We start from the raw sequence: 17,722 nt of genomic DNA on the forward strand, positions 1-17,722 counted from the left end.
CGGGGCGAAGGAGCGGCCTTACGCGCTTGGGTCGTGGTGGGCAACCTGCGCGCGCTCGTCTAGCCAGTGCCGCAGCAGGTGCCAGGCGACCGCCATCGGCGGCGGGGCGAGGAAGGGTGCGCCCTCCTCCCCGGCCATGGCGGCGCGAACGCCCTCCTCATCGCACCAGAAGGCATGTTCGATCTCATTTTCGTCGATCTTCAGCGCGTCGTCGTCCGCCTGCGCGGTGCAGGCGATCATCAGCGAGGAGGGGAAGGGCCAGGGCTGGCTGGTCACATAGCGTATATCATGGGTGGCGACGCCCGCCTCCTCCCTGATTTCGCGGACGACCGCTTCCTCCAGCGTCTCGCCCGGCTCCACGAAACCGGCCAGCGCCGAATAGCGCCCGGCGGGCCAGCCATGCTGCCGCCCCAGCAACACCCGGCCGCGATGTTCGGCCAGCATGATCACGACCGGATCGACGCGGGGAAAATGTTCCGCCTTGCACGACCCGCATTGGCGCGACCAGCCCGCCTTGGCGGGGGCGCTGCGCTGTCCGCACACCGAACAGAAGCGATGCCGCGCATGCCAGGCCAGCAGGCTGCGCGCCGCGCCGTAGAGGGCGACCTCATGCCCCGGCACATCGCCCGGCAAGGTCCGGCTGCGCGGCGTGGCGACCAGGCTGTGCGGCGCGTCCGCCAGCAGTTCGGCGAAGATCGGCCGTTGCTGCTCGTCCACGCCGAGCAGGGCATGATGTTCGATCCAGGCGTCGGCGGGCAGCGCTTCCATGGCCAGATGGCCGTCCTCGACCACTGGCTCCAGCCCGTCCAGCACCAGCCGCCGGGCCAGCGGGGAGGCGAAGGCCTCCGCCAGCAGCGTGGGATTGCTGCGGACATGGTCGACGCGGTCCAGCCGTCCCCCGCCAAAGGCCACCACCGGCGATTCCGGAATATCAGAGCCGTGCATCGTCATTTCTCTCCTTCATCGCCAATTCGGCGGCGCGGGCGAACAGGGTCGGCAGGCCCGCCTTCCCGATTTCGGCCACCGGCCACCACTCGCCCTCACCCGGCGGCGTCACATCCGGCCCCACATGGGCATGGTGCACCGTCAATGCGAGGGAGAAATGCGTAAAAACATGGCGCACCGGCTCCGCCAGCCGCCGCCATGGCGCGGACAGAGGCGGGGTCGCGTCGGGCGCGCCGTTCCATTCCGATGTGGGCAGCGCCCGCATGCCGCCCAGCATGCCCTTGCCGGGCCGCCGCACCAGCCATACATGGCCGTCCGGCCGCTCTATCCACCAGCCATGGCCCAGCCGGTGCGGCTTTGCCTTTTTCGCCGCCTTGACCGGGAAGGCGGCCGGATCGGCGGTCAGGACGGCCGCGCAATCCTGCCGCAGGGGGCAGATGCCGCAGGCGGGGTTGCGCGCCGTGCAGATGGTCGCGCCCAGATCCATCATCGCCTGCGCGAAGTCCCCGGCGCGGACATCCGGCGTGATCGCGTCGGTCGCCCCGCGAATTTCCGGACGCGCAGCAGGCAGGGGCGTGGCGATGGCGAAAAGGCGGGCGACGACGCGCTCGACATTGGCGTCGACCACCACGGCGCGTCGCCCGAAGGCGATCGCCGCCACCGCCGCCGCCGTATAGGCCCCGACGCCCGGCAGGGCGCGCAGCCCATCCTCCGTATCGGGAAAGACGCCGCCATGGTCGCCCGCCACGGCGCGCGCGCAGGCCAGCAGGTTGCGGGCGCGGGCATAATAGCCAAGGCCCGCCCAGGCGGCCATGACCTCCGCATCCTCCTCCGCCGCCAGCGCGGTTACGTCGGGCCAGCGCTGGGTGAATTTCGCGAAATAGGGGCCGACCGCCGCGACCGTCGTCTGCTGGAGCATCACCTCCGACAGCCAGACGCGGTAAGGATCGGCGGCGTTGGCGCCCGGCGGGGCGCGCCAAGGCAGCCTGCGCGCATGGACGTCATAATGGGCGAGCAGATCGGATGCTATTTTTGGGATGTTGCCCTCGACGCGCATGGCGACCCTATGCCATTAAGAAGCCCATGACGGAACGCCCCGCGCAACCTAAAATGAAAAGCCGCAAGGGTGAGGCGGAGGAACGGCCGCGCATCGGCGCGCCGCGCCGGATCGCGGACCTCATGCCCGCCATCGGCGACGCCGCCTTCCGCAAGTTCGGTTTCGTCCAGTCCAGCATCGTCACCCGCTGGGCGGAGATTGTCGGGCCGCATTATGCCGGGATCAGCGAGCCGGAATCGATCCGCTTCCCGGCGGGGAAGAAGGCGGGCGGCACGCTGCAACTGACCGTCATGAGCGGCCATGCGCCGATGATCCAGCATGTGCTGCCCGACATTATCGACCGGGTGAACCGATTCTTCGGCTATGCCGCCGTCGCCAAGGTGGCGATGAGGCAGGGGATGGTTCAGCCGAAGGAGCCGGAACGCCGTCCGCCGCCGCGCAACCTGAAACCCGTTCCGGTGGAGCTGGGGGATTCGCTGCGCGATATTGGCGACCCGGAATTGCGGGCGGTGCTGGAATCGCTGGCGCAGGGGCTGGCGAATAGCGGGGGTTTGCCCAAGATTGGGTAGGGTGTTTGCGGACCTATCCTGTTCCTCCCCATCGGGAGATGGGGAGGTGGCGGCGCGTAGCGTCGACGGAGGGGAATGGGGCACGACCTGCGAATTTCCCCTCCACCACCGCCTTTGGCGGCGGTCCCCCTCCCCACGCTTCGCGTAGGGAGGAATTAGTCCATTTCCTGCCTTTGCGGGAGCATGTTGCGCTTGGGGACAAGAAGTATACATCATAGCCATTCTCAGCCGTGACAGGGGCGGCGCATCAACGGACTACCGCATGACCAAAATCCGCCTGGCTTTCCTCGCCCTGCTCGCCATTCCGGCGGGCCTTATCGCCGCCCCCGCCGCCAACTGGCTTAGCCGGGTGGCTCCATCCCCCATTGGCGGGCATGTGCTGGGCAATCCGGCCGCGTCGACCAAATTGGTCGAATATGTGAGCTACACATGCTCCCACTGCGCCCATTTCGTGAGGGAGGCGAGCGAACCGTTGCGCGCCAAATATGTGAGGGGCGGCAAGGTCAGCGTCGAGGTGCGCAACGCGGTGCGCGACAAATATGACCTGGCCGCCGCCCTGCTTGCCCGCTGCGGCGGGCCGGGCCGCTTCTTCGGCAATCATGAGGCGCTGTTCGCCAATCAGGACGCCTGGATGGAAAAGCTGATCGCCTATGACAAGGACGCGACCAAGCCGACCGAGGAAAAGGCCGCGCTGCGCGACATCGGGCAGAAGACCGGCCTCTACGCCCTGATGGGGAAGCGCGGGTTCAAGCCTGCGCAACTGGATGCCTGCATCAACGACCCCGCATCGATGAAGCAGATCCTGGCCATGACCGACGAGGCGTGGAACAAGCTGCGGATCGGCGGCACGCCTGCCTTCACGCTGAACGGCACGCTGGTTCAGGGGTCCGACTGGACGCGGTTGCAGGCGGCATTGCACTGATCTAAACCCGGATGGAATAACGCCCGACAAACGGAGCCAGATTGACGTGAAAGCCCTTTCCGGACTTGCCCTTATCGCCCTTTCGCTGACCATGGCCGCCTGCGGCGAGAAGGAGGGGGGCGGCGCGACTTCGGCCGAGCCGGTCGCCGCCGTCGCCGCGCCCGCGGGCACGAAATGGTCCGAAACCATCGCGACCACGCCCGACGGCCATTTCGTCATGGGCAACCCGCAAGCGAAGGTGAAGCTGATCGAATATGGTTCCTACACCTGTTCGCACTGCCGCGATTTCGCCGCTGAATCGGCGGAGGAGATCAAGCAGATCGTCGACAGCGGCAAGATGAGCTTCGAATTCCGAAACTTCGTCCGCGATCCCATCGACATTTCGACGGCGCTGCTGGCCCGTTGCGGCGGCAAGGACATATTCTATCCCCTGTCCGACCAGTTCTTCGCCAACCAGAACGCCATGTTCGAAAAGGCGCAGGCGCTGGGCGACGAGAAGTACAAGGCGCTGATGAGCGCCCCCCCGGCGGAGCGTTTCGGCCAGCTTGCCCAGGCGATCGGCCTGGTCGACTTCGCCAAGCAGCGCGGCATTGCGGAGGATCAGGCGAAACAGTGCCTGGCCGACACCGCCGCCGCCGAGAAGCTGGCCAAGGGCGTGGAAGAGGCGAACCAGCAATATAAGATCGAGGGCACGCCCAGCTTCATCCTGAACGGCGTGATGGTGGAGAATACCGCCGCATGGCCGGCGTTGCGGGCCAAGCTCAAGGAAGCGGGACTCTAGGCGATTGGACAAGAGGGGGCTGACATCATCGATGTGGCTGTCGGTTGCGGGCAGGGCGGATTTCCGCCGCCCTGATCTTGCGCCATGCAGATAAAGCGCCTCAAACTTTCCGGCTTCAAGAGCTTCGTCGATCCGACGGAGTTGCGCATCGAACCCGGCCTGACCGGCATTGTCGGGCCGAACGGCTGCGGCAAGTCGAACCTGCTGGAGGCGATCCGCTGGGTCATGGGTGAATCCAGCGCCAAGTCGATGCGCGGCGGCGGCATGGAGGATGTGATCTTCGCGGGCACCGCGTCCCGCCCGCAGCGCGATTTCGCCGAAGTCTCTCTGATGACCGTGCAGGAACAGGGGGAGTTGTTCAACGCGGTCGAGGTCGCCGCCGACGGCGAACTGGAAGTCACCCGCCGCATCGAGCGCGGGGCGGGCAGCGCCTATCGCGCCAATGGCCGCGACGTCCGCGCCAAGGACGTGGCGCTGATCTTCGCGGATGCCGCCACCGGGCCGCATAGTCCAGCCTTGGTCAGTCAGGGTCGCATCGCAGCCGTGATCGCCGCCCGGCCGCAGGAACGGCGCGCCATGCTGGAGGAAGCGGCGGGCATTTCCGGCCTGCACGTCCGCCGCAAGGATGCCGAGCAGAAGCTGCGCGCCGCCGAAGCGAACCTGATGCGGCTGGACGAAATCCTGTCCGACATGGAGGCGCGGGCCAACAGCCTGCGCCGTCAGGCCAAGGCGGCGGAGCGCTATATCCGCCTGTCGGAGCAGATTCGCATTGCCGAGGGTCGCACGATCTTCGCCCGCTGGCGGGAGGCCGCCGCCAGCGCCGAGGCGGCCCGTGCGGAGGCGAAGCAGGCCGAAAGTGCCGTCGCCGCCGCACAGGAAGCGCAGCAGGCCGCCGCTGTTTACGCGAATGCCGCTGTCGAGGCGCTGGCCGCGAAACGGGCGGCCGCGCAGAGCGCCCGTGACGCAGCCAGCGAGGCGGGGCACAGGCTGACGGCCCTGCGCACCGAACGCGATGGGGTGGTGCGGCGTCTGCATGATCTGGCGCAGCAGGCCGCCCGGCTGGAAGAGGATCGGGAGCGCGAAGGGACGCTGGCCAATGATGCGGCGGAGGCGATTGCGCGGCTGACCGACGAAATCGCCGCGCTTAAGGGCCGCATCGCCGAGACGGAGGCCATGCGCCCCGATTTCGCGGGCCGCATCGCCCGCGCCGAGGATGCGGCGCGGGATGCGGAACTCGATCTGGCCAAGGCGATGGCCAAGCAGGCGGGCGAGCAGGCCGAATTGCGTGTGGCCGAAGCCGCCCTCGCCGCCGCCCGCAGCCGGTTGGATCGGGCAAGTCGGGAGGCGCAACGGCTGGAAGCCGAAGCGGCCGCCCTTCCCGATGCCGCCCCGCTGGAAGCGCAGCGCGCCGAAGCGCTGGGCGCGCAGCAGCAGGCCAGCGCTGATCGAGACGCTGCCGAGGCCGCGATACGCGACGCCGAAGCGGCCCGCGCCGAAGCCGCCGAGGCCCGCGCTGCCGCCGAGGCTGCGCTTTCCTCCGCCCGCGCCGCGCTCGCCGCGCTGGACAGTGAAGCCGCCGCGCTGCAACGCGCTGTCGATGGCGGCGCGAATAATCGTAGCCGAGCGCTCGACCGGTTGAAGGCGGCGCCTGGCTATGAACGCGCCCTTGCCGCTGCCTTGGGCGATGATCTGGAAGCGCCGATTGCCGCAGAGGGCAAGCGCCGGTGGGCGGGCGCGGCGGCTCTGGATAGTGATCCTTCATTGCCGGAAGGCTGTTCGGCGCTTTCGGTGCATGTCACGGCTCCGGCTGAGCTGGCCCGTCGTCTGGCGCAGGTTGCTGTGGCGGAGAAGGATGACGGCCAGCCCCTCGCGGTCGGGCAGCGGCTTGTCACCAAGGATGGCCAGCTTCGCCGCTGGGATGGCTATGTCGCCAGCGAGGGGGGTGCAGCGGCGGCGGAGCGTTTGATCCGCCTCAACCGGCTGGAGGCTATCGCCGCCGTCCGCCCCGGTGCCGAGGCTGAGGTCGAAACCGCCCGCGCCGCGCAGGATGCCGCCGCCGCGCAGGAACGCGATGCCGTCCAGACGCTGGCCACCGGACGCACGCAGCTATCCCATGCCGACCAGCGGCTCCGCACGGCGCTGCGTGCCGCTGACGAAGCCGCCACTGCGCTGGAGCGGCTGGCGGGCCGCCGCGAAGCCATGGAGGAACGGCTGGAGGAGGCCCGCGCCGACCTTGGCTCCGCGCAGGGGGAGCATGACAAGGCGCAGGCTGCCCGGACCGCCATGCCGGACGGCGAGGAAACCCGCACGCTCGTCGCCACGCTGCAACAGGCGAGCGAGAAGGCCCGGCAGGCGGTCAGCCAGTTGCAGGCCGATCAGGCGCTGGCGGACCGCGCCCTGGGCAGCGACCGCGAACGCATGGCCGCCGCCGACGCCGAGGCGAAGGGCTGGCGCGCCCGTGCGGGCGAGGCGGCCAAGCGCATCGCCGCCATGGTCGAGCGGGGCGAGGCCATAGCGCAGGAGCGCGGCGAAATCGCGGACCAGCCGGATCGACTCGCCGCCGCCATCGCCGGGTTGAGCGAGCAGGGGGACGCGCTGACCCAGGCCGCCGACGCCGCCCGCCGCGAGGAGGCCGAGGCCGAAGCCGCGCTGCGCGCCGCCGAACAGCGCGCGTCCGAGGCGGGCGAAACGCTGGCCAGCGCCCGCGAAGCCCGCGCCACCGCCGCCGCTCGCGCCGAAGCGGCCGATGAAAAGCGCGTCGAGACCAACCGCCTTTCGGGCGAGCGTTTCGAATGTCCGCCGCCCGTGCTGCCGGAAAAGCTGGGCTTTGCCAGCGCGGAAATCCGCATCGCGCAGACCGAACAGGCCGAGCATGACCGGTTGGTGACGGAGCGCGAGCGGATCGGGCCGGTCAATCTGGTCGCTGCGCAGGAATTGGAGGAATTGGAAGCCACCCAAGCCAGCAGCCGCGCCGAAAGCGAGGAACTGACGCAGGCCATCAACCGCCTGCGCGGGTCCATCGGCAGCCTCAACCGGGAGGGCCGCCAAAGGCTGCTCGCCGCGTTCGAGGCGGTGGACGGGCATTTCCGGCGGCTGTTCACCACCCTGTTCAATGGCGGTCAGGCGCATCTGGAACTGATCGAAAGCGACGATCCGCTGGAGGCGGGGCTGGAGATCATGGCGCAGCCGCCGGGCAAGAAGCTGGCCGCGCTGACGCTGCTTTCCGGCGGGGAGCAGGCGTTGACGGCGGTGGCGCTGATCTTTGGGCTGTTCCTGACCAATCCCGCGCCGATCTGCGTGCTGGACGAGGTGGACGCGCCGCTGGACGACGCCAATGTGGAGCGTTTCTGCGACCTGCTGGACGCGATGGTGGGGCAGACGGATACGCGCTACCTGATCGTCAGCCATAATGCCGTGACCATGGCGCGGATGCACCGGCTGTTCGGCGTGACGATGGTGGAGCGCGGGGTGAGCCGTCTGGTGTCGGTCAATCTGGGTGGCGCGGAGGCTTTGCTGGCGGCGGAGTAAATCGACCTCCGTTCGTTTCGAGCGAAGTCGAGAAACGGCAAGCGCATCCATCTCGTTTCTCGACTTCGCTCGAAACGAACGGAGGCGGGACTTTAACCCCGCTCTATCCAGCCGCGCATTCGGCGGAACAGGCCGCGCTCCGTTATCGGCTCCAGCATCTCGCCGGGGCCTTCCGGGTCCAGCACCTCATTATCCGCCAACCACGCCTGCACATCGTTCAGGTCCGGCGTCACATAGGGCCGCAAGGTCCGCCCGGCCTTGTCCCGCAACTGATCGATTGCGGCGATCAGGCCGCGCTCGGCGATCACCGCCGCCACGCGCTCGACCGGCAGGTCGAAATGCTCCGCGATCAGATCGTCGCGAATGTTGCGGATGACCTCTTCCCGTCCGGCGTTGGCGGGCAGCGTCGCGTCGATGGTCACGTCGCATTCGGTGTCCAGCCGCATCGATCGGTTGTTCATATTGGATGAGCCGACCCGCAGCACCCGATCGTCGACGATCAATATCTTGGCATGGACATAGATGGGCGTCCCCCGCGCGGTGAAGGGGTGGTAGAGGCGGAAGCGGCCATGGGTGTCGCGCGCCTTCAACGCCTCGAACAGGCGGGCGCGGGCGGTGTCCATCGCCTGCTGTTCCAGCCAGCCGTCGGCCTGCTCCGGATTGATGACGACGATTTCCGGCCCGTCTTTTTCGCCGAGGCGCGCCGCGATGGCCTCGGCAATGCGGCGGGAGGCGAAATATTGGCTCTCCGCATAAATGGTGCGCCGGGCCGAGGCGATCTGGTTCACGAAAAGCCGCTCTATCTCGATGAGGGGTTCCTGATCCTCCATCTCCGGGGCGGAGCGGGAAATGGCGACGTCCACATCCTGAAACTGCACCGGCAGGGTATCGGGCCAGCAATCCTCCACGCCCTCGACCGGCTCCAGCGCATCCCCGCCGGCTCCTTTCCACCGGTTCCGCGCATGTTCGCCCAAGGCCGCCGCCACCGGACCCTGCAGGGCCGTCGTCGCGTCATGCCATGGTCCATAGGCCGATCCGTCCGGATGCCGCCGCCCCGGATCGTCGTCGCGATGATGCCGCGTGTCCCACCGGTCCGCCGTCATGTCGATGCCGCCGCAAAAGGCGAAGCAATCGTCGATCACCACGATCTTCTGATGGTGGGAGGCGGCGGTGGGATGATGGCTGTCCAGCTTCACCGTGATGCGCGAATGGGCCATCCAGCGGACCGTGGTGAACAGGTTCGACGGCTGCACCATCGACTTCATCGCGCCCACGTCCCAGCGCAGCAGGTAGATTTCCAGTTCCGGCGTCCGATCCACCAGCCAGCTTATGAAATCGCCGATCACCACGGGCGCGCCATCGTCCGCCTCATCCTCCCGGATCAGGCTGATCGCGGCGTCGAAGTCCCAGCCGATCAGCATGATCCGCTTCTTCGCCTTCATCATCGCGGCGCGGGCATGTTGGAAATAGGCGTCCGCATCGACGATCATGCTGGCCTTCAGGGCGCATTCGACGCGCCAGCAATCCTCGCCCTCGCGCGGGCCGCTCATGCGCTGCCCACCACCAGACAGCCCAGGAACATGAGCAGTCCGGCAAAGCGGTTGGAGCGGAATTTCGTCAAGGGATCGACGCCATCCTCCTTCAAGGTCGCCACCTGCCAGCCCAGATGCACCGCCATCGGCAGCAGCGCCGCCAGCGCCAGAGCCTGCGGCCGGACCTGCCAGATCGCCGCCGCCCATAGGGCAAGCGCCAGCGCGTAGCAGAGCGTCACCCCGCCGCGCACGTGCCGTCCCATGGACAGGGCGCTGGACCCTATGCCGATCAGCGCGTCATCCTCCCGGTCCTGCAAGGCGTAGATGGTGTCGTAGCCCACCACCCAGAAGATGCAGCCGCCATAGAGCAGTAGGCCCGGTAGGGCGAGCGAGCCTGCCACTTCGCTCCACCCGACCAGCGCGGCCCAGGAAAAGACCAGACCCAGCCAGATTTGCGGCCAGCCGGTGATCCGCTTCATGAAGGGGTAAGCGGCCACCAGCGCCAGCGAACCCAGCGACACGGCCTGCGCGTAGAGGTGCAGTTGCAGCAGAACCACTAGTCCGATCAGGCAGAGGGCGAGCAGCCAGACCCATGCGGTCTTCACTGAGACAGCGCCGCTTGCCAGGGGTCGCGATGCCGTCCGCGCCACCTGCCGGTCCAGGTCGCGGTCGACGATATCGTTGAACACGCATCCCGCCCCGCGCATGGCGACGCTGCCCAGCAGCAGCCACAGGATCAGCGGCCAGTGCTGCCCTGCCCCGCCCGCCAGCGCCACTGCCCAGGCGCCCGGCCAGAACAGCAGCCACCAGCCGATCGGCCGGTCGAATCGCGCCAGCAAAGCCAGGGCACGCGGGACATCCGGCAGGCGCGCGACCAATCCACGTGCTTCGCTGTCGGGGACGATGCTACTTGTCACGCTTACTCCGTTCGTCCTGAGCTTGTCGAAGGACCGTTCTTCTCTAGAAGGAAAAAAAGGGCTTCGACAGGCTCAGCCCGAACGGATGATGGATTTTTTTATGACCGCAACCCCCGCCTGGCCGCCGCAAAGCGCGCCGCGCCTGCATGTCGAGACCCTGCTGGGCGAGGGCGTCGCCGTTCCTGTCGACGGCAATCCGGCGCATTATCTGATCAGCGTCATGCGGGTAAAGCCCGACGATATCGTCCTGCTGTTCGATGGCCGTTCCGGCGAGTGGGCCGCGAAAGCCCGCGACATCCGCAAGCGCGATCTGGTGCTGGAGGTCGTCAGCCAGACCAAAGCGCCGGAGAACGTGCCCGATTTCTGGCTCTGCTGCGCGCCGATCAAGAAGGGGCGGATCGACCTGATCGCGGAAAAGGCCTGTGAACTGGGCGTGGCGAAGCTCCAGCCCGTGCTCACCCGCCGCGCCGTGGTGGACAAGCTGAATTTCGACCGGCTGCATGCCCATCTGGTCGAGGCCGCCGAACAATGCGGGCGCACCGCGCTGCCCGAATTGGGCGACATGGTGAAGCTGGACGCGCTGATCCGGGAGTGGCCGGATGATCGCTGGCTTTTCTTTGCGGATGAGACGGGCGGAGAGCCGCTGGCGGATACGCTGAAGGCCCATCCCGGCACCGCGGCTTTCCTGATCGGTCCCGAAGGCGGCTTCGACCCCGCCGAACGCGAGGCCATTCGCGGGGTGGCAAAGGCCGTCCCCGTTTCGCTGGGGCCGCGCATTTTACGCGCCGAAACCGCCGCCATCGCCGCGACGACCGCGTGGATGACGATCAACGGGGATTGGCGCTGAATATCGTTTCATTCCGCAATGGGATTGAAGCTGTCATCAACGCAGCTTATTTGAGCGCCGAACGTTGCGCCTTTGACGCGACCGGGGGAAAGATTAAGGCGGGGCATGAGCACCAGAACCGATTCAGAGGGCAACGATCCCATCATCGAGAGCCGCGAGCAGTTGATCGCGGCCTTCGCCAAGGGCGCCAAGCCCAAGGACCGCTGGCGCATCGGCACCGAGCATGAGAAATTCGTCTACAGCCGGAAGGATTACCACGCCCCCAGCTATGACGAGCGGGGCGGCATCCACACGCTGCTGATCGGGCTGACCCGCTATGGCTGGAATCCGGTGTTCGAGGGGGAGAATATCATCGCCCTGTCCGGCGCCGACGGCACGATCAGCCTGGAACCGGCCGGGCAGTTGGAACTGTCCGGCGCGCCGCTGGAAAATCTGCACCAGACCTGCGCGGAGACCAGCCGCCATCTGGAACAGGTGAAATATGTCGGCGACATGCTGGGGCTGGGCTTTCTGGGCCTGGGCATGTGGCCGGACAAGAGCCGCGAAGAACTGCCCATCATGCCCAAGGGCCGCTACGACATCATGTTGCGGCACATGCCGCGCGTGGGGTCGCTGGGCCTCGACATGATGCTGCGCACCTGCACCATCCAGACCAATCTGGACTATGGCAGCGAGGCGGACATGGTGAAGAAGTTTCGCGTGTCGCTCGCATTGCAGCCGCTGGCGACGGCGCTGTTCGCCAATTCGCCCTTCACGGAGGGCAAGCCCAACGGCTTCCTGTCCTATCGCAGCCATATCTGGTCGGACACCGACCCCGGCCGCACCGGCATGCTGCCCTTCGTGTTCGAGGACGGCTTCGGCTATGAACGCTATGCCGACTATGCGCTCGATGTGCCGATGTATTTCGTCTATCGCGACGGCCGCTATATCGACGCGGCGGGGCAGAGCTTCCGCGATTTCCTGAAGGGCGAACTCCCTGCCCTGCCCGGCGAGAAGCCGACGGAGAAGGATTGGGAGGATCATCTGTCCACCGCCTTCCCCGAAGTGCGGATGAAGAGCTTTCTGGAGATGCGCGGCGCGGACGGCGGGCCGTGGAACCGCATCTGCGCGCTTCCGGCGTTGTGGGTCGGGCTGCTCTATGACGAGGGTGCGCTGGATGCCGCATGGGATGTGGTGAAGGGCTGGAGCATGGAGGAACGGCAGCTTCTGCGCGATTCCGTGCCGAAGCTGGCGCTGGACGCGCCCATCGCGGGCAACCGCAAGCTGCGCGACATTGCGGGGGAGGTGCTGGATATCGCTCGCAGCGGTTTGTCCGCCCGCGCCCGGCTCAATGCGTCGGGCGATAATGAAAGCGGCTATCTCGCTCCGCTGGACGAGATCGTGGCTTCAGGCCGGACGCATGCCGAACGCCTGCTCGCCCGCTATCATGGGGAGTGGAAGGGCGATCTCAGCCAGATCTATGCCGAGGAAAGTTTTTGATCGGGTTCCTTCCTCCGTCTGGCGGGGGAAGGGAAATCCCTACTCGGCGGGCTGCGCCGCGCCCGCCGACGTCCGCCCCGCGACCCGCCTGAAGAAGCGCGGCACCATGCCGTTCCGCTCCATCCAGTCGCTATAGGCGCGATAATCCGCATCCGTGCCCAGATGCGCCTCCTCCGTCTTGGCGCGCCAATAATAGACCGCGTTGGTCACGCCGAGCAGCGCGCAGTTGCGCACCATGTCGGTCAGGCTGCCCGATAGGCTGAGGAAGGGCAGCGCGGAGAACCACCAGAAGAGATTCTTCGACAGATAGGCGGGGTGCCGCGTCCAGCGATAGGGACCGTGGGTCAAAATCCCCCGGTGCGTCAGGTTGGAAAAGCGCAGGCCGAAGGCGACGGTGGCCCAGGCGTAGATGCCGGTCAGCAGCACCAGCCAGCCGCCCAGCAGCCATTGCAGGACGCCATGGCCCTGCGTCCAGACATCCCATTCGGCCCCGCCCGCATGATAATCGAGCGGCCCGCCATTGCCCATCAGCACGAAGGGCGGATAGCAGATCAGCGCCGCCACCCATCCCGCCAGCAGCGGATTGGCCGTGCGGATATGCGAATCCAGCGGTTTCATCGTCAGCATATAGCCGACGGTCGCCATGCAGACGTCGATCATGAACATGATCGCGATCAGGAAGCTGGCCAGCGCCACCGGATGGCTGAAGGCATCCTCCACCCGCCATGCCACCACGCCGGCGAAATTGCCCGGCACGATCGACACCATGAAGGCCAGGAAAAAGCCCTTTACCGCCCAGGCTCGCGCATGATGGGCGACCTCCGTGCGGTCCGCATTGCCGCCGATCACCCATTGGCCGAAGGCGTAGCTGGCGTCCCTGGGTTCGATCAGGCGGCGGTCCAGCCAGATCACATAGGGCACCGACGCCGCCACCAGCCAAGGCGCGGCGCCCATGAACAGGTTCATGGAAAAGCGATAGTCGCCGCTCCAATACCAGCGGGCGATGCAATAGAAGACCGCTATGGCGAGCCATGTCGCCCAAAGCCCTGCTATCTTGACGAGGCTGACGTCCAGGACCGTTCGCCAGGGTCGAGGCGGGGCGTTCCAATCGATTCCGGTCGATGCGTTGCGATGCACCCTGTCGACCAGCAGCGACCACAGCAGCATCGGCACGCCGCAGGCCACCACGGCGGCGAAGCCCGCATTGGGGCCGTCCATCCCATAATGGCGCGCCACCAGCGTCCAAAGCCCCAGTCCCGCAAGCCCCGCCAGACCGACGCCATGGCTGACGGCGGATTTGGGACAGGGATCGGCAGGGTTGCTCATGCCGTGGCCCTAGCGGGAAATGGTAAACAACCCGCGAAGGGGATGGGGGTAGCGGCTATCCTATTCCTCCCCATCGATAGATGGGGAGGGGGACCGCGCGAAGCGTGGTGGAGGGGAATGGGGCACGACCTCCGAATTTCCCCTCCACCACCGCTTTCAGCGGCGGTCCCCCTCCCCACGCTACGCGTAGGGAGGATTAAATTGCGCTTATCCGCCACCCAGCACGTTGATGGTGAAGGCCAATATTCCCAGGTTGAACACGAAAGCCGCAAGGCAATGGAACAGGGCTGTCTGCCGCATGTCTCCATTCGTCACGGCCACGTCGGACGTTTGGAACGTCATTCCCAACGTGAAGGCGAAATAGAGGAAATCCCAATAGCCCGGCTCCCGCGTGTCGGGGAAATCCAGCCCGCCGCTGTCGCCGCCTCCTTCCCCGGCTAGATAGAAGATATGGGCATAATGCATCGCATAGACGAGGTTGGAAAACAGCCAGGCCAAAGTCAGTGTCGCCAGCAGCAGCGCGATCGCCGCCACGCTTGGCCCGCCATGCTGGCTGACGGCGACGCCCACGGCGATCAGCACCACCGCGGAGACGATGGCGGTCAGCAGCAGCATCAGCCCCCGGTTCGCGTCATTGTTCGCCGCCGTGCGCCGCATCGCGTCCGGATCGGCGTCCAGCAGCGGCCAGACCGACAGGATGAACGCCAGCGCCGCGAGGTCGAAACCGGCCATCACCGCCTCATGCCAGGGCAGCAGGAGCGCGAAGAGGGCCATGCTCGCCAGCAGAGCCAGAAACATGCCGTAGCGCCAGGGGAATATCTGCGACCGGGTCATGCCGCCTATCAAAGGCATAATCGGCGCCGCGCACAAGCCGCTTTATATCACCGCTGCGATCAGCCCCAGCGCCTGCGCTTCGTTCGCCTCCAGATACCAGTTTTCCGGGGCGCGGCGCAGCAGCTCCTCCATCGATACCTGCGATCCCAGGATCAGGTTGGCGAAACCTTCATTCTGGATCGCGATCGACGCCTCTATCTCATGCAGCGTGGCCTTGAGCGAGGCGATGCAGGTCGACAGCGGCCCTTCCAGATGAATGTCCCGCGTGATGATCCGTTCATGGATCATCAGCCGCGTGCCCCGCGCCAGATAGCGGTTTTCCGCCGCGAAGAAGCCCATGAAGGTCGCGCCCGCCGAATAGACCGCCGTCTTGCCCAGGAACACCAGCCGGCGCTCCGGATAGAGGTCGGAATGGAAGCGTATATCCTCCCCCATCATGCGCGCGATTTCCGGATCGCCGCCCAATGTGGCGATCTCCACCACCACCAGCCCCTGTTGCGGCGCGGAGGACAGGCAGTTGCGGAAATGCAGGTACATGCCATGGTCGACAAAGCCCGACAGCATGATCGCGGGATATTCGAAATCCTTGGGGCCCAGCAGCGGCGCCAGCATCGACATGAAAAACGGCTCCTTTCCTTGCCCTCGCCCGCTGCTCTACGCGTGGCGGGGCAAATGGTGCCTTTCGGCCCGTCGGTTTTTAGCTGGCGCCCCGCCGGAGACGCCCCTAAAGAACAGATCATGACCAAAGGGCGGGGCGCATGATCGCGAAACTCAAAGGGCGGCTGGACAGCACGGGGCTGGACCATGCCATCATCGATGTGGGCGGGGTCGGCTATCTGGTCGGCGCTTCTTCCCGTACGCTGGCGGCATTGGGGCCGGTGGGGGAAGCGGTGACGGTCCACACCGAAATGCTGGTGTCGGAGGATTCGATCCGCCTGGTCGGCTTCGCACGAGCAGAGGAACGCGACTGGTTCCGCCTGCTGACCAGCGTGCAGGGCGTGGGATCGCGGGTGGCGCTGGCCATCCTGTCCGCGCTGGAACCGGCGGAACTGCACCGATCCGTGGCGACCGGCGACAAGGCGATGATCGCCCGCGCCAATGGCGTCGGCCCCAAGCTCGCCCAGCGCATCGCCAATGAGTTGAAGGACAAGATCGGCGCGGTGCCGACGCCTGCGGGCGGAGTTGGCGGGGGTTTTGCGGTGGTATCGGGCGGCGGTCAGAGCGCCGACGCGATTTCCGCGCTGCAGAATCTGGGCTTCAAGCCTGCTGAGGCCAGCACCGCCGTCGCCGCCGCTGAAGAGGAACTGGGCGAGGGGGCGTCGCTGGATGCGCTGGTGCGGCTGGCCTTGCGAAAGGCGGCGAAATAATGCGCATCGCCCTCCCCACCCGTCATGCTGAACTTGTTTCAGCATCCATTCCGCCTCTCGCGCCGAAGGGAGGGAATGATGAAAGAACCGTGCGTCTATATCCTCGCAAGCCAGCCCTATGGTACGATTTACATCGGGGTGACGTCGAACCTGCTCGGACGCTTGCAACAGCATCGGGCGAACAGTTTGCCCGGCTTCACCGAGAAATATGCCGTTCACAATCTCGTCCGTTTCGAAATGTGCGAGACGATGGAACAGGCCATCAGCCGGGAAAAGCAGCTCAAGCGTTGGCGGCGGCAGTGGAAGATCAATCTGATCGAATCCGAGAATCCGACGTGGGTCGATCTGGCGGTTGGGTTGGGTTTGCCGCCTCTGGACCTGAGCCAGCGGCCCGATGGATGCTGAAACAAGTTCAGCATGACGATTGGGGTGGGGGTCGCGCATGAGCGAGGATCGGCTGATCTCCTCCACACGGCGCGTCGAGGATGTCGACGCTGCGCTGCGGCCCAAATCGCTTGCCGAATTTATCGGGCAGCAGGCGGCGCGGGAAAATCTGCGCATCTTCATCGAGGCCGCCAAGGGGCGCGGCGAGGCGTTGGACCATGTGCTCTTCTTCGGTCCGCCGGGGCTGGGCAAGACGACGCTGGCGCAGATCGTCGCCCGCGAGATGGGCGTGGGGTTCCGCGCCACGTCCGGACCGGTGATCGCCAAGTCGGGCGATCTGGCCGCGCTGCTCACCAATCTGGATGAGGGCGACGTGCTGTTCGTCGACGAGATTCATCGACTGAATCCGGCTGTCGAGGAAGTGCTGTATCCCGCCATGGAGGACAGGGCGCTGGACCTGATGATCGGTGAAGGCCCCTCCGCCCGGTCGGTACGGATCGACCTGCCGCCCTTCACGCTGGTCGGCGCGACCACGCGGCAGGGACTGCTGACCACGCCGCTGCGGGACCGTTTCGGCATTCCGGTGCGGCTGCAATTCTACACCGTCGATGAGCTGGAGCTGGTGGTGCGGCGCGCCGCGCGGCTGCTGGACCTGGCCATCACGTCCGACGGCGCGGTGGAGATCGCGCGGCGGTCGCGGGGGACGCCGCGCATCGCCGGGAGGCTGCTGCGGCGGGTGCGCGACTTCGCCAATGTGGCGGGCGCGCCGGCGGTGGAAGCGAAGGTGGCCGATGCCGCGCTGACGCGGCTGGAGGTGGATCATCTGGGGCTGGACCTGATGGACCGGCGCTATCTGATGATGATCGCGGATATTTATCGCGGCGGGCCGGTGGGGGTCGAGACGCTGGCGGCGGGGCTTTCGGAAGCGCGGGATACGATCGAGGAAGTGATCGAGCCTTATCTGATCCAGCTTGGATTGATCGCTCGTACGGCGCGGGGGCGTTGTCTCAACGGGCCGGGGTGGAAGCATCTGGGGCTGAACCCGCCGTCCAATGTTCAGGATGGGTTGTTCGATTAGGATTGGGTTGGTTGGGAATTGGCCATGAGAGGACGTTAATGCTTCCCCTCCCCTTCAGGGGAGGGGACTGAGGGGTGGGGGCGTGCCCCACGGGAAAGTTGTCCTGTAACGGCACTCCCCCCCCCCCCCCCCCCCCCCCTAGGGGGGGGGGGGGCG

At 66.6% G+C, this 17,722-nt stretch carries 16 protein-coding genes; 9 read left to right on the forward strand and 7 right to left on the reverse strand.

The window, feature by feature from the left end; genetic code table 11:
* Window positions 1-18: 18 nt before the first annotated feature.
* Both nudC and BV95_RS05800 read right to left on the reverse strand, forming a co-directional pair.
* The gene (nudC, locus tag BV95_RS05795) at window positions 19-945 is read right to left on the reverse strand and encodes an NAD(+) diphosphatase (RefSeq protein ID WP_037448600.1); all 927 of its coding nucleotides are present in this window, start codon (window positions 943-945) and stop codon (window positions 19-21) included.
* On the reverse strand, window positions 932-2,002 hold the full coding sequence (locus BV95_RS05800; RefSeq protein WP_037448603.1) for an A/G-specific adenine glycosylase: 1,071 nt from the start codon (window positions 2,000-2,002) through the stop codon (window positions 932-934). Before BV95_RS05800 ends, nudC begins: the two co-directional genes overlap by 14 nt.
* Window positions 2,003-2,028: 26 nt before the next feature.
* Between BV95_RS05800 and BV95_RS05805 the strand changes: the two genes are divergently transcribed.
* The 4 genes from BV95_RS05805 (at window position 2,029) to smc (ending at window position 7,802) form a co-directional block, all read left to right on the forward strand.
* Window positions 2,029-2,571, forward strand: coding sequence for a DUF721 domain-containing protein (locus tag BV95_RS05805; RefSeq protein ID WP_037448605.1), 543 nt, complete (start codon window positions 2,029-2,031; stop codon window positions 2,569-2,571).
* A gap of 262 nt (window positions 2,572-2,833) precedes the next feature.
* A complete protein-coding gene (locus tag BV95_RS05810; RefSeq protein ID WP_037448608.1) occupies window positions 2,834-3,493 on the forward strand; it encodes a DsbA family protein in 660 nt (219 codons plus the stop codon).
* A 46-nt stretch (window positions 3,494-3,539) separates the two neighbouring features.
* The gene (locus BV95_RS05815) at window positions 3,540-4,274 is read left to right on the forward strand and encodes a thioredoxin domain-containing protein (RefSeq protein ID WP_037448613.1); all 735 of its coding nucleotides are present in this window, start codon (window positions 3,540-3,542) and stop codon (window positions 4,272-4,274) included.
* An 84-nt stretch (window positions 4,275-4,358) separates the two neighbouring features.
* Entirely contained in the window at window positions 4,359-7,802 is a 3,444-nt protein-coding gene (smc, locus tag BV95_RS05820) for a chromosome segregation protein SMC (protein ID WP_037448616.1), read from the forward strand.
* A 92-nt stretch (window positions 7,803-7,894) separates the two neighbouring features.
* On the opposite strand, the gene BV95_RS05825 is transcribed toward smc, so the two are convergent.
* Both BV95_RS05825 and ubiA read right to left on the reverse strand, forming a co-directional pair.
* Window positions 7,895-9,352 carry a phospholipase D-like domain-containing protein gene (locus tag BV95_RS05825; protein ID WP_037448619.1) on the reverse strand — a complete coding sequence of 486 codons (1,458 nt, stop codon included), beginning with the start codon at window positions 9,350-9,352 and terminating at the stop codon, window positions 7,895-7,897.
* Entirely contained in the window at window positions 9,349-10,251 is a 903-nt protein-coding gene (gene ubiA, locus BV95_RS05830; protein ID WP_037448623.1) for a 4-hydroxybenzoate octaprenyltransferase, read from the reverse strand. Before ubiA ends, BV95_RS05825 begins: the two co-directional genes overlap by 4 nt.
* Before the next feature lie 100 nt (window positions 10,252-10,351).
* Between ubiA and BV95_RS05835 the strand changes: the two genes are divergently transcribed.
* A complete protein-coding gene (locus tag BV95_RS05835) occupies window positions 10,352-11,098 on the forward strand; it encodes a 16S rRNA (uracil(1498)-N(3))-methyltransferase (protein WP_037448675.1) in 747 nt (248 codons plus the stop codon).
* A 105-nt stretch (window positions 11,099-11,203) separates the two neighbouring features.
* Window positions 11,204-12,577 (forward strand): glutamate--cysteine ligase, encoded by a 1,374-nt coding sequence (locus BV95_RS05840; protein WP_037448627.1) that lies wholly within the window; start codon window positions 11,204-11,206, stop codon window positions 12,575-12,577.
* A 39-nt stretch (window positions 12,578-12,616) separates the two neighbouring features.
* On the opposite strand, the gene BV95_RS05845 is transcribed toward BV95_RS05840, so the two are convergent.
* From BV95_RS05845 to BV95_RS05855, 3 genes are all read right to left on the reverse strand, one after another.
* Entirely contained in the window at window positions 12,617-13,903 is a 1,287-nt protein-coding gene (locus BV95_RS05845) for a methyltransferase family protein (RefSeq protein WP_037448630.1), read from the reverse strand.
* Window positions 13,904-14,110: 207 nt separating this feature from the next.
* Entirely contained in the window at window positions 14,111-14,737 is a 627-nt protein-coding gene (locus tag BV95_RS05850) for a DUF1345 domain-containing protein (RefSeq protein ID WP_037448633.1), read from the reverse strand.
* Window positions 14,738-14,779: 42 nt separating this feature from the next.
* Window positions 14,780-15,355 (reverse strand): peptidase S14, encoded by a 576-nt coding sequence (locus BV95_RS05855; RefSeq protein ID WP_037448636.1) that lies wholly within the window; start codon window positions 15,353-15,355, stop codon window positions 14,780-14,782.
* Window positions 15,356-15,495: 140 nt separating this feature from the next.
* On the opposite strand from BV95_RS05855, the gene ruvA reads away from it, so the two are divergent.
* From ruvA to ruvB, 3 genes are all read left to right on the forward strand, one after another.
* Window positions 15,496-16,104 carry a Holliday junction branch migration protein RuvA gene (gene ruvA, locus BV95_RS05860; RefSeq protein ID WP_037448638.1) on the forward strand — a complete coding sequence of 203 codons (609 nt, stop codon included), beginning with the start codon at window positions 15,496-15,498 and terminating at the stop codon, window positions 16,102-16,104.
* A gap of 78 nt (window positions 16,105-16,182) precedes the next feature.
* Window positions 16,183-16,509, forward strand: a complete 327-nt coding sequence (locus tag BV95_RS05865) for a GIY-YIG nuclease family protein (RefSeq protein ID WP_037448678.1) — start codon at window positions 16,183-16,185, stop codon at window positions 16,507-16,509.
* Between the two features lie 37 nt (window positions 16,510-16,546).
* The gene (gene ruvB / locus BV95_RS05870) at window positions 16,547-17,566 is read left to right on the forward strand and encodes a Holliday junction branch migration DNA helicase RuvB (RefSeq protein WP_037448640.1); all 1,020 of its coding nucleotides are present in this window, start codon (window positions 16,547-16,549) and stop codon (window positions 17,564-17,566) included.
* The last annotated feature ends 156 nt before the right edge of the window (window positions 17,567-17,722 follow it).

The sequence above is a fragment of the Sphingobium chlorophenolicum genome, assembly GCF_000722875.1.
Taxonomy (GTDB): domain Bacteria; phylum Pseudomonadota; class Alphaproteobacteria; order Sphingomonadales; family Sphingomonadaceae; genus Sphingobium; species Sphingobium chlorophenolicum.

Excerpts from the sequence above, each read along its gene's own strand:
- nudC (WP_037448600.1), bottom strand. The coding sequence starts at position 945 with ATGCACGGCTCTGATATTCCGGAATCGCCGGTGGTGGCCTTTGGCGGG.
- BV95_RS05800 (WP_037448603.1), bottom strand. The coding sequence starts at position 2,002 with ATGCGCGTCGAGGGCAACATCCCAAAAATAGCATCCGATCTGCTCGCC.
- BV95_RS05805 (WP_037448605.1), top strand. The coding sequence starts at position 2,029 with ATGACGGAACGCCCCGCGCAACCTAAAATGAAAAGCCGCAAGGGTGAG.
- BV95_RS05810 (WP_037448608.1), top strand. The coding sequence starts at position 2,834 with ATGACCAAAATCCGCCTGGCTTTCCTCGCCCTGCTCGCCATTCCGGCG.
- smc (WP_037448616.1), top strand. The coding sequence starts at position 4,359 with ATGCAGATAAAGCGCCTCAAACTTTCCGGCTTCAAGAGCTTCGTCGAT.
- BV95_RS05825 (WP_037448619.1), bottom strand. The coding sequence starts at position 9,352 with ATGAGCGGCCCGCGCGAGGGCGAGGATTGCTGGCGCGTCGAATGCGCC.
- BV95_RS05835 (WP_037448675.1), top strand. The coding sequence starts at position 10,352 with ATGACCGCAACCCCCGCCTGGCCGCCGCAAAGCGCGCCGCGCCTGCAT.
- BV95_RS05840 (WP_037448627.1), top strand. The coding sequence starts at position 11,204 with ATGAGCACCAGAACCGATTCAGAGGGCAACGATCCCATCATCGAGAGC.
- BV95_RS05845 (WP_037448630.1), bottom strand. The coding sequence starts at position 13,903 with ATGAGCAACCCTGCCGATCCCTGTCCCAAATCCGCCGTCAGCCATGGC.
- BV95_RS05850 (WP_037448633.1), bottom strand. The coding sequence starts at position 14,737 with ATGACCCGGTCGCAGATATTCCCCTGGCGCTACGGCATGTTTCTGGCT.
- BV95_RS05855 (WP_037448636.1), bottom strand. The coding sequence starts at position 15,355 with ATGTCGATGCTGGCGCCGCTGCTGGGCCCCAAGGATTTCGAATATCCC.
- ruvA (WP_037448638.1), top strand. The coding sequence starts at position 15,496 with ATGATCGCGAAACTCAAAGGGCGGCTGGACAGCACGGGGCTGGACCAT.
- BV95_RS05865 (WP_037448678.1), top strand. The coding sequence starts at position 16,183 with ATGAAAGAACCGTGCGTCTATATCCTCGCAAGCCAGCCCTATGGTACG.
- ruvB (WP_037448640.1), top strand. The coding sequence starts at position 16,547 with ATGAGCGAGGATCGGCTGATCTCCTCCACACGGCGCGTCGAGGATGTC.